Annotated in this window: 12 protein-coding genes; 7 read left to right on the top strand and 5 right to left on the bottom strand. The window is 65.8% G+C overall.

From position 1 onward, the window contains the following. On the top strand, positions 1–460 hold a 460-nt coding region (locus I71_RS12975; protein WP_042695277.1), incomplete at its 5' end, for a LysM peptidoglycan-binding domain-containing protein. Between the two features lie 10 nt (positions 461–470). Here the strand turns inward: I71_RS12975 and I71_RS12970 are convergent. Beyond that, positions 471–878 (bottom strand): hypothetical protein, encoded by a 408-nt coding sequence (locus I71_RS12970; RefSeq protein ID WP_042695275.1) that lies wholly within the window; start codon positions 876–878, stop codon positions 471–473. Between the two features lie 19 nt (positions 879–897). Beyond that, positions 898–1911, bottom strand: a complete 1014-nt coding sequence (gene corA / locus I71_RS12965; RefSeq protein ID WP_042695274.1) for a magnesium/cobalt transporter CorA — start codon at positions 1909–1911, stop codon at positions 898–900. A 150-nt stretch (positions 1912–2061) separates the two neighbouring features. Here corA and I71_RS12960 point away from each other — a divergent pair, with 150 nt between their 5' ends. Then, on the top strand, positions 2062–2571 hold the full coding sequence (locus tag I71_RS12960) for a hypothetical protein (protein ID WP_042695273.1): 510 nt from the start codon (positions 2062–2064) through the stop codon (positions 2569–2571). A 126-nt stretch (positions 2572–2697) separates the two neighbouring features. Here the strand turns inward: I71_RS12960 and I71_RS12955 are convergent, their stop codons facing one another. After that, positions 2698–3102 (bottom strand): hypothetical protein, encoded by a 405-nt coding sequence (locus I71_RS12955; RefSeq protein WP_042695272.1) that lies wholly within the window; start codon positions 3100–3102, stop codon positions 2698–2700. Between the two features lie 29 nt (positions 3103–3131). After that, the gene (locus I71_RS12950; RefSeq protein WP_042695271.1) at positions 3132–3530 is read right to left on the bottom strand and encodes a hypothetical protein; all 399 of its coding nucleotides are present in this window, start codon (positions 3528–3530) and stop codon (positions 3132–3134) included. Between the two features lie 182 nt (positions 3531–3712). On the opposite strand from I71_RS12950, the gene I71_RS12945 reads away from it, so the two are divergent. Then, a complete protein-coding gene (locus I71_RS12945) occupies positions 3713–4555 on the top strand; it encodes a helix-turn-helix domain-containing protein (protein ID WP_042695270.1) in 843 nt (280 codons plus the stop codon). A gap of 51 nt (positions 4556–4606) precedes the next feature. On the opposite strand, the gene I71_RS12940 is transcribed toward I71_RS12945, so the two are convergent. Continuing rightward, positions 4607–6799: a TonB-dependent receptor gene (locus tag I71_RS12940; protein ID WP_042695269.1), complete on the bottom strand. Its 2193-nt coding sequence runs from the start codon at positions 6797–6799 to the stop codon at positions 4607–4609. 403 nt (positions 6800–7202) lie between these two features. Between I71_RS12940 and I71_RS12935 the strand changes: the two genes are divergently transcribed. The 4 genes from I71_RS12935 to I71_RS39150 all read left to right on the top strand — a co-directional run. Then, positions 7203–8114, top strand: coding sequence for a ribose-phosphate diphosphokinase (locus I71_RS12935; protein WP_042695268.1), 912 nt, complete (start codon positions 7203–7205; stop codon positions 8112–8114). 226 nt (positions 8115–8340) lie between these two features. Continuing rightward, complete coding sequence (locus tag I71_RS12930; RefSeq protein ID WP_083897136.1) at positions 8341–10053, top strand: methyl-accepting chemotaxis protein; 1713 nt, start codon at positions 8341–8343, stop codon at positions 10051–10053. Positions 10054–10204: 151 nt separating this feature from the next. Next, complete coding sequence (locus tag I71_RS12925) at positions 10205–10711, top strand: hypothetical protein (protein WP_042695267.1); 507 nt, start codon at positions 10205–10207, stop codon at positions 10709–10711. Next, the coding region (locus I71_RS39150; protein WP_211098384.1) for a hypothetical protein at positions 10711–10966 on the top strand (256 nt) is incomplete at its 3' end. The genes I71_RS12925 and I71_RS39150, both read left to right, overlap by 1 nt.

Raw genomic sequence — 10966 nt, 5'->3', positions numbered from 1 at the left:
GCCGCCGCCGCCGGGCGGCGTGTCGGTGGAGACGATGGACTACGATCCCGTCGGCCGGGTGGCGCTCGGCGGACGTGCCGCGCCCAACAGCGCGGTGCAGCTTTATCTCGACAACATCCTCGTCGGCAGCGCCCACAGCGACCCCAAGGGCAACTGGCGCCTGACTCCGGAAAAGCTCATCGACCCCGGCCTCTACACCCTCCGCGCCGATCAGGTCACGCTGTCCGGCAAGGTGATGGCGCGGGCGGAACTGCCGGTCCAGGTCTCCGCCATGCCGGCTTCCGCCACCGACGGGCGCAACGTCGTCGTCCAGCCCGGCAACAGCCTTTGGCGTCTCGCGCGCCGCACCTATGGCGACGGCATGCTCTACACCACCATTTACACCGCCAACCGCGAGCAGATCCGCGACCCGGACATGATCTATCCCGGCCAGATCTTCACGCTGCCGCAGGTGAATTGAGACGCCCTCCTCAATCCGCCGGCATGCGGCCGATGGCGGCCCAGCCGAGCGGGGCGAGGCGCAGCAGCTCTGGCCCCTCGCCGGCCGGATTCGGCTCCAGTGCCACCAGTTCGCGGTTCTCGAACCAGGCCCAGCGCGCCACCTCGGCGGTGGTGCCGGGCCAGCCGTCGGCCAGCCGCTTCAGCACCTCCAGGTCGGCCGACGCGATGGGGAAGCGCGGCTTCGCCACCACCGGCTTGGCCGCGGGCGCAACCGGGGATGCTGCCGGCGGGGCCGGGGCATCGACGCCGGCGCGGGCGCGGATCCACTCGGTCTGATAGTTGCGCAGCGCCTGTTCCAGCTCGCTGCGCGCCGCCTCCGCCGGGCAGCGCAGATAGGTGTCCAGCAGGGCGTGCAGCGTGTTTGTCGCGTCGGTCATGTCCGTCACCAAAGTCCCCTCACAGCCATCCCGTCCGCCGGAAGCGGACAAACAGCCCGGCGCAGACCACGATGATCAGCGTCAGCACCGCCGGGTAGCCATAGCGCCAGTGAAGCTCCGGCATATGCTCGAAGTTCATGCCGTACAGGCCGGCAACGGCCGTCGGAACGGCGAGGATGGCGGCCCAGGCGGCCAGTTTGCGCGTCACGTCGTTCTGCCGCGCCGACGCCAGGATCATACTGGTTTCGAAGGCGAAGGACAGCACCTCGCGCAGCGAGCCGATCTGTTCGTTGACGCGGATCACATGGTCCTGCACGTCGCGGTAATAGGGGCGGATCGCCGGGTCGATCATCGGCAGATCGAACCGCTCCAGCCGCGAGCAGACCTCCAGCAGGGGCGAGGCGTTGCGGCGCAGCCGCTCCAGGTCGCGGCGCAGCTGGTGGATGCACTCGATCTCCCCCGTGCTGGGCGGCCGGGCGATCAGCAGCGCGTCCAGCTCGTCCACTGTCGCCGCCATCTGGTCGAGAACCGGGAAGTAGCAGTCCACCACATAATCCATGATGGTGTAGACGATGAAATCCTCGCCATGCTTCAGCAGATGCGGCGCGCTTTCCGCCCGTGCCCGCACTGGTGAATAGCTGGTCGAGGCGCCGTGCCGCACGGTGACGACATAGCCGCGGCCGGCGAAGACATGGGTTTCGCCCAAAACCAGCTCGCCTTTGTCCAGACGGGCGGTGCGCAGCACCATGAACAGGCTGTCGCCATAGACGTCCAGCTTCGGCCGCTGGTGGGCGTGCAGGGCGTCCTCCACCGCCAGCTCATGCAGACCGAACTGGTGCTTCACCTCCATCAGCAGCGTCTCGTCCGGCTCCCACAGGCCGATCCAGACGAAGCATCCCTCCTTGGCGGCCCAGGCGCCGGCCTCGGCGATGGGCACGTCGGCGATGCGGCAGCCGTCGCGATAGGCGGCACTCGCCACCACTGCGGAGCGGGCGTTATTGGGGGCAGGGGCGGGTTCTGGCGGCAGCGTCATGGAGTGGGAAACCGGCTGAAGGGCGGCAGGTCGGCGCCACTCTAAAGAGGTTCCCCGGCAGCGTCGATGAATCCGCGGGGACCGTCCGGGCGGATCGCCAGCCTCGTGCGTTCACACTGCCGAGGACCAGCTTGCAGAAAGGCGAGGGCGATGTTCGAATCGGCGGCACGCGGCATGTATTTCCTGGCGGCGGTGACGCTCGGCCTGTTCGCCCTGCTGTTCATCGGCCTGTCGGCCCTGACGGTGGTGGAGGGGATGGTGGCGCTGGACAGCGCCATCCTGACCTCGGCCATGCTGGACGGGGTGGGGATGATCGTGCTGGCCATCGCCGTGTTCGAGATCGCCAAATACCTCTACGAGGAGGAGATCGTCCGCGAACGCGAGCTGCGCCGCGCCGACGAGGCCCGCCGCACCCTGACCAAGTTCCTGACCACCATCATCATCGCCGCCAGCCTGGAGGGGTTGGTGCTGGTGTTCGAGGCGCGCACCAGCGAGATCTCCGCCATCGTCTATCCGGTGATGCTGCTGGGTGTCGTCACGCTGCTGGTGGTCGGGCTGGGCGCTTTCCAATGGATGGCGCGCCGGGCTGAAAGCATCCATGTCGATCCGGCGGCATCCGAAGCGGACGAGGCGGAGGAGGACAAGCGACCGGAGGTCTAGCGGCGCCTTCCACACCTCTCCGTCACCGACGGCCCGGTCTGAAGCTCCGCCGATCCGCCATCGGCAGGCTCAACGCCGACGCAAGGCCACGACAGCGCCGACAACCGGATCGGGGAGCGTTGTCGGTCAGCCAACCGCGGGCCCGCTGCGCTCCGACAGCAGGGTCCTGGCGATCTCCAGGGCCTCCTCGCGGGACGAGGCGAGCCGCAACGGATAGCCCCAGAATTTGGCGAAGGCGACACCGAAGGCCTTGAAGGCCAGGCGCTTGGCGGCGCTCGGCTCGATCACGATCATCGCCAGCACGAGGCTGCGCAGTTCGGCCTTGTGTTTCTTCATCCACAGCGCACTGCGTTTCTTTTCCTCCTGGCTGTGCTCATGCTCCTCGTCCGGCGTGGAATCGGTCAGCAGAACGAACGGTTCCCCGCGTCCCAGATTTGCCTCGAATTCTTGAAAATCCTTGTCGTGGTCATGATCCGGGCCTTGTTCGAACGTGACCCAGACCAATGGAAAGCTCGTGCTGTCGAACGACATGTCTTGTCTCCTGAGCGGGATCGATGTGGTCACGTCGAGCGGATGTGCCGCCACGACAGGATTGTCGCGACCGCGCCCGGAAGGGTGACGGCCAGCAGTTCCAAGGCGACGAGATGGCCGCCGTCGCGCAAACCGTCGAAGACGCCACCGAGCGTGCACAATGTGAACAGGAGTCCGCCGGAAGCGAGCATGGCCCAGTCGGTGGCGCGCCGTCCGGCAAGAGCCAGCAAGGCCGGGATGACCCAGGCGCCGTAAAAGATCACCGCGCTCCACAGCATTGTGGAATCGAACGTTATGGCCGGCATCTTTCCGCCGCTTCTGATGTATTCGTTCATATAGGTGAAGCATTGGAACGTGATGAACATCGTGGCCCCCACAGCAGGGACCAGCCACGCGAGCGCAAGTCTGACTGATTTCGTTTCAATCATGGACTAACTCCTGTTTGGATTTTCCGATGGGGGAGTTGCGCGCCGCCGCTCTTAAGAAGAAGCGCGCCGCATGTCCTCGCACCCTGGAAGCAATAGCTCACTCGGCTGTTGGCGTCATTGCGCAATCCAACCAATGTATGTTTTAATTCGGCCAAGTTGGAACGCCGCCGGGTGAGGCCCCGATGTATTTGGATGTCCGCAGCGACTGGCTCTCTTATGTCGATGAAATTCCTCGCGCTCTTGTCGCGGCGAATGCCGTTGCCAGTCTCCAGACCCTGGAGCGGTCGCCGCGGCACTCGCATCGGAAAGCGCAACTGCTGTTCACGGTCCGTGGGATCATCAACTGCGAGGTCGATGACGCTGTCTGGATCGTGCCCCCACAATGCGCCGTGTGGATTCCCGGCGGACTGCCCCATACCGTCTTCGGCTCGGGCGTGGTGGAGTGCCTTTCCCTCTTCATCGAGCCTCCCGAGGCGCCGAGCCTGCCGGACACATGCTGCACGATCACGGTGTCGGGCCTGCTCCATCATCTGCTGATGCGGGCGAACGCGATTCCGGAGCACTATGACGCCGACGGTCCGGACGGCAGGATCGTCTCCGTCATCTTCGACGAGCTGGCTGCGGCTCCGGTCGAAGACCTCCGCCTGCCGATCCCCAGCGATCCGCGCCTGAAGAGGCTCACCGACCTGTTGATCGCGGCGCCGGCGGATCGTGCCTCCGTCGCGGAGTGGGCGTCCCGGGTCGCGCTCAGCGAACGCAGCCTGAGCCGCATGCTGGCGGAAGAGATCGGCATGAGTTTCGGCCGCTGGCGCCGGCAGTTGCATGTTGTCCTCGCCTTGCGGCATCTGAGCACCGGCCAGACCGTGCAAGCCGTCGCGATGGATCTCGGCTATGAAAGCGCCAGCAGTTTCGTGACCATGTTCCGAAAGATGGTCGGCAAACCGCCGGCCCGTTACCTCCTGGAGCGGCCTGGGTCTGGGCCTGCGTCTCGCGATCCTGACCGGGGCGATCCTGACGGGGGATGAGACGGGATGCTCCGGCAAGGCCGGCCGGACCGATGCGCGACGTGCTCGCGATCAGAAGCTCTTGGTCATCCCGAGCCCGACGATGCGGCCCGGTCCGGCTGCGACGGTTTCGACGCCCAAATAGAGCGAACCGAAGGTTTCGGCACGCTGGTCGAGGAGATTGCGCCCGAAGGCATAGATTTCCAGATCGTTCGCATCGTTGCTCCACCCGACCCGCGCATCGACGATGTGGTAGGGCTTCAGATCGAACGAGTTGTCGACATCGGCGGGACGGCTGCCGGTGAACTGATACTGCACCCCGAATGACAACGAACCGGGGAGGCTCACGACGCCGGCCGAGATGTCGTATTGCAGTCCCGTGGTGGCAGTCCACTTTGGCGCATTGGGCACCCCGTTCCCGGTGACGGTGTTGATGCTGGCGCCATTGGCTCCCAGCTTGCTGTGCGTGTAGCCGAGGCCCCCCGTCAGGGTCAGCCCATCGGTGACGAGCGCGCGGCCCTGCAATTCGAAGCCGGTGGTCTCGTAATCCTGATAGGTCGTGCCGAACGTTCCGAGCGCCGGATCGAGGTAGGTCAAGACGCCGTTCTTGATCTTGTTGTGAAAAGCGCTGGCATCGAGTTCGAGGCGGTCGTCGAGCAGGCTTGTCTTGATGCCGGCCTCATAGGTCCAGCCGGTCGCCGCCGGATATGGATCGTCCACCACGCCCTTCACCGGATAGCCGAACAACGGATAGACCCGCGTGGCGTGTCCGCGCGCCACCGAGACATAGGTCCGGACCTCGTCCGACCATTTGTAAGCCAGCGCCATCCGGCCCGTCGGATAGGTTTGCGAGGCCGAATTCGAGCCTGTCAGACCGGCAATATCCTGCGAATTGCGACGCTTGAGTTCGAGGTTGTCATGGCTCAACCGGCCGCCGACCGAAACCTCCCACCGCTCCGCGACCGGGATCGACATGTCGCCGAACAGGCCGAGGTTGGTGCTGTTGAAATCGGAGTTCATCGTGATGGCGTCGAAGTAGGGCGGGGGCGCACATTGCGCGCTGACACACGTCCGCCTCCCCTCGCTGCGGGCGGCACTGGCGCCCATGACCCACCGGATCGGATCGCCTTCCTGCGAGCTCAGCCGAAGCTCCTGGCTGAAGACGTTCTCCGTGTCGTCGAGGTTGCCGCGGGAACTGAAGGCGGGAAATCCAACCCGGTCGTAGAGCAGCTTGTCGGCGTTGTCGCTTTTGCTGTTCAGCTCATTGTGCTGATAGGCACTGATGGAGGTGACCCTGAAAGCGTCGAATCGGTGTTCCACGGTCAGCGTGGCGCCGGCCTGGGTCGTCATCGACTTCGGTTCGGTCAAGCTTCCGCTGGTTGGAAAGTGCGACGCATCGCGCAGGAGGTAGAAGGGTGCGTTGCCTTCATCCCGCAGGTAGTTGCCCGTGAGGGTGACGGTCGTATCGTCGCTGCCGGTGAAGCGCAGCCCGCCACGAAAGGCCCCGATGTCGCGTTTGCCGAGGTCGTCGGTGTACAGGCTGCGGACGTCGCCGCTCTGGTGCCCGAGACGGAGGGCCATGCGTCCATCGAGCGCATCGGCGATGGTGCCGCCCAGGACCATCTCGCCCATGCGGTAGCCGTTCGAGCCGATCTCGCCGGTCGCATGGATGTCCCGTTTCCCGTCAGGCTGATTGGTCACGACGTTGATGGCGCCACCCAGGGCATTGCTGCCCCAGAGCGTCCCCTGCGGGCCGCGCATCACCTCGACCCGATTGACGTCGAGGAGGATGTTGGAGGCGCCCATCATGCTGTTCGGCACGCCGTCGGTGCTGAAGGCAACCGTGCCGTCGGAATAATTGACGGGCGATCCGAGGGAGCTGACGCCGCGAATCGAGAAGAACTGCGACCCTGTGGCTCTGCTGACCCACTGCACGTTCGGCGAGTTGCGGGCGATCGTCGCGCCGGGATCGAACGGTGCCGCCGTCAAGCTGTCCTGGGGAACGACGGTGATGCTTTCGGGGACATTCTTCAGGTCTTCCTTGGTCTTTCTGGCCGTCACGTCGATCGGGTCGAGGACCAGCGTGTCCGACGGGACATTCGTTTGCGCGGGCTTCGTCTGTGCTGGTGCCGTTTGTGCGTCTGCGACACAGGCCCATCCCGAAGCAAGGAACGTCGCGAGTAAATATATCGGGGGCGCCGACAGCTTGGCCGACAGCTTGGCCGACAGCTTGGCCGACAGCTTGTAGGTGTTCGAGCGGTTCATTTGTCGTTCCAATGCGATAAACTGCGGCGGCTTGATGGGGTGGCTTAATGCGAATGATCCGCATTAGCGTCAGAATAAACCGGATCCGGTGGAACCGGCTCTCGCGGTCTCGCCAATCGATAGGTCAATCCGGCCAAACTGCGGCCTCCCAGCCCAGCCGCTGCCGGGCGGACGTCTTTGGCGAGGCCCGAGCCATGGGGCTCGCCGACCTTGCGGATGCCGGCTGGGTTCAGACAGGACCGTCAGCGAAGGAACGTTCTGGAAGCCGCCTTCTGGCCCGACACCGCATAGGCCGACCCTCCGGGACGGCGGCTCAGCAAAGCTTGCCTTTTGCCATGATTGACCCGCCCATACCGCCTGCGCCAAGCTTGCTGCCGTCGAAGGTGGTAGAGGGAGAAGGGGCATGGCCCGCAATACGGGCAATTACACGGCCGTCTACGGCTTTCCGGACTCGGTGGACGCGGCACGGCGTCTGGCCCAGGCGCTGGAAATCCCCTGCCACATCGCCGAGCTGCATCGCTTCCCCGATGGCGAGAGCCTCGTTCGCCTGCCGGAACCGGTGGAGCGTGCCATCGTCTACCGCTCGCTCGACCGGCCGAACGACAAGCTGGTGGAGCTGACGCTCGCCGCTTCGGTCCTGCGCCGCCAGGGGGCGACCGACCTCTGCCTGGTGGCGCCCTACATGGCCTATATGCGCCAGGACGCCATCTTCAAGCCGGGCGAGCCGGTCAGCCAGACGGTGGTCGGCGACTGGCTCGGCCGCTGTTTCGACCGTTTCGTCTGCGTCGAGCCGCATCTGCACCGCACCCATACGCTGGATGAGGTGTTCGTTGGCCGTCCCTCCATCGCGCTGAGCGGCGCCGCCCCCATTGCCGAGCATCTGCGGGCGAACGGTGTGGCGTCCGGCACCGTCATCGTCGGTCCGGACGAGGAATCCGCCCCGCTGGTCGAGGCGGTGGCCGGACCGCTCGGCCTGACCGGCATCGTCGGCCGCAAGGAACGGCGCGGCGACCGCGACGTGACGGTGGCGCTTCCCCCCGATGCGCCGATCCATGGCCGGCCGGTGGTGATCGTCGACGATGTGATCAGCTCCGGCGAGACGATCTTTTCCTGCGCCCGCGCGGCGCGGGTTCTGGGGGCCAGCCGGGTGCAGGTCTATGGCGTCCATGCCCTGTTCAGCGACGTCGTCGCCGAGCGCTTCGCGGCGGAAGGACTCGGCCATCCGCTGTCCTGCGACGGCGTGCCACACCCCTCCAACGCCCTGTCGCTCAGCGGACTTCTCGCCGACGCGATTGGGGATCTTTGTGCGCCCTGATTGCCGCTAGGGAAGCATTGGTAAAGGGATGACACCTTTCAGCGCAGCAAACAGAAAGTATTCGAGGTGGGGCGTTTGCCCTGTGGAGATCGTTTCAAATTCCCCTTCTATTTTGCCGGTATCAGCCCCAGATTGTCGGGAGCGGCAATTTGCAGTAAACTTCTTTCATTCTTGACGGTTGGCGCGGGAATGATCTTGCGCCACGCATGGCGTGGTGGATGAAAGAATGAGTGGTGTCGTTGGTCGGCGGTTGGACGGAGAGGCTTTCGGACTGGGACAGGAAGAGCTGGGATTGCTGGCTGGCGTCGGCCGGCTGGCCGAAGAGCGACTTGCCGCATTGGCCGGTCGTTTCCTTGCCCATGCGGCCCTGGACGTCGAGCCGAAGCCCGACACCGTCCGCCTTCAACGGGATCTGAGCGAACACTGGCGCCTGATGTTCCGGGATGCCGGCAGTCCGCAGCATGCCGAACGCTGCCGCGCCCTGGGCGATGGCTTCGGCCGCACCGGCCTGACGCCGGCAGGCTGCGCCGCCGCCTACGGCCTCATGCTCGGCGATCTGCTGGCCCTGGTTCAGGACGCCCTGTTCTGGCGGCGGGCGACGGCGCGCCGCTCCGCCGCGGCGGTGGCGCATGCGGTGGCCTGCGACAGCGCCCGCACGCTCGCCGGCTTCAGTCCACGGGGCGCCACGGCGTCGCCGGGCGCGGAGTTCGGGCAACTCGCCGGACAGTTGATGGACCGGACCGTCGATGCCGCCATTGCCATCAACGATTCCGCGGTCGCCACCGCGCAAATGGTCGGCCAGCTGCGGGCGGTGGACCAGGAGGCGCAGGGCATCGCCGCGGCGACCGAGGAAACCGTGACCGGCATCCAGGAGATCGGCCAGCGCACCCGCGACATCGCCAACCAGGCCGCCGAGGTCCAGGCGGTGACGGCGGAAGGCGGCCGCACCGTCGACGATGCGGTCAGGCGCATGCAGGAAATCGCCGGGGCGGTGGATGGAGCCGCCAGGCGCGTCGGCGAGCTGACCATCGCCTCCGAACGCATCGCGGAGATCGTTTCCACCATCGAAGCCATCGCCAAGCAGACCAACCTGCTGGCGCTGAACGCCACCATCGAGGCGGCGCGCGCCGGTGAAGCCGGCAAGGGCTTCGCGGTGGTCGCCAGCGAGGTGAAGAACCTGTCCAACCAGACCGCCCGCGCCACGGAGGATATCCGCCTGCGCATCGATGCGCTGAAGGCGGAGATGAGCGCCATCGTCACGTCGATGGAGGACGGCACGCGCGCGGTCGATGCGGGACAGCGCGCGATCCGCGCCGTCAGCGACAGCATGGCCGGCATCGGCGATCAGATCGGCCTCAACCGGCAGCGCATGGCCGACATCGCCGGCATCCTGACCCAGCAGTCCGCCGCCGCCAACGAGGTCGCCTCCGGCACCGCCCGCATCGCCGAAAGCAGCGCAGCCAACAGTGCGGCGATCCTGCGCAGCGTCCAGGCGACGCGCGAGGTCGAAAGCATGCTGGGCAGCCAGCTGTCGCTGCTGATGGAGCAGGACGTGCCGGGCAAGATCATCAAGATCGCCAAGGTTGACCACGTCATCTGGAAGAAGCGGCTGGCCGACATGCTGGTCGGGCTGGAGACCCTGCGGCCGGAGGAGCTGGCGAGCCACGAGGCCTGCCGGCTGGGCAAATGGTATTACGGCCCCTCGTCGATGGCCTACCGCGCCCACCCGGCCTTCACCCGGCTGGAGAATCCGCACCGCCGGGTCCACGACCATGGCAAGGCCGCCGCCCGCGCCTTCGGGGATGGCGACCTGGACCGGGCGCTGACCGAGGTGGCGGAAGTGGAGCGGTCTTCCCGGGAGGTCATCGCCCTGCTCGACGAGCTGGACAAGGCGGGGCTGGCGGGTGGGGCGACGCCGGTCTCCGCCGTCGGTTTCTGATCCGGCCGGGCGGCGCCCTGCGCTGTAGGGGGCCACCCTATGGGTAATACTAACGATTGGAGAAGGTTCTGGTGTAGACTCCGGCCCGGCCGACGGGGTGACGCCCCCTTGTCCGGGATGCGAGGGATGATCCGTTGAGCGGAGGCGTGTGATGTCGAAGGTGAGGGACGTCGTGCTTCGGATGGCCCGCAAGCTGACTGAAGACATCGCCGCCTTGAGCCGCCTGCGCGCCGCCGGAAAACCGAAGACCTTTCCGCGCTTCCGCGAGATTCGCGCTGCCTACCTGGACATCCAGGGGTTGATCTTCTCGATCCAGGAAAGGTTGGAAGCGACCGGCACGGAGCTGCCGTCGAACTTTCCGCAATGGGTCCTTCGGCAGAAGTTGAGTGCCATCGCCATCTTCACCGACATCAGCCATTCCTTCGTCAGCGATCCTCCGCTGGCCCTGACCGCCTCGCTGGGCGCCTTCGACGTGCTGGTGGCGGAGCAGAAGGCTTTCAACGAGACGCTGCACACCTTCGACACCATGCTGATGGAGGCCGGTATCGACGATAAGACGGCCGACGAGCTGGACGCCACCCGCAGCAAGATCGAAGAGATCCTGGGCATGATCGAGCATCTGCTGCTGACAAGTCCGAAGATCCTAGAGGAGTTCTGATGCCGGAGCCGGCAGCCGATCCAGACGAGGATCCGAAAGCGGCTTCCAAAGCGTCTCCTGGAGCGTCTGCTTTAGCGTCTCCTAAAGCTTCCCCACTGGGGCACGGTCCGCCTGCTTCCGGCTCGGACTCCGTCAATCGTCGGGCTCTGTGCCGTCTGCATCTGCCGGTGACGGTTCCCATTCTGGCGCTGGTTGCCGGTGTGGGCCTCTCGTTGCTGGCCATGGTCCAGTCGGAACGACTGCTGCACCGCGAGG

This window comes from Azospirillum sp. B506 (assembly GCF_000333595.1).
In the GTDB taxonomy this organism is placed as follows: domain Bacteria; phylum Pseudomonadota; class Alphaproteobacteria; order Azospirillales; family Azospirillaceae; genus Azospirillum.
The sequence above is the reverse complement of the archived record's forward strand: the minus strand, read 5'-3'. Positions and strand labels throughout refer to the sequence as shown.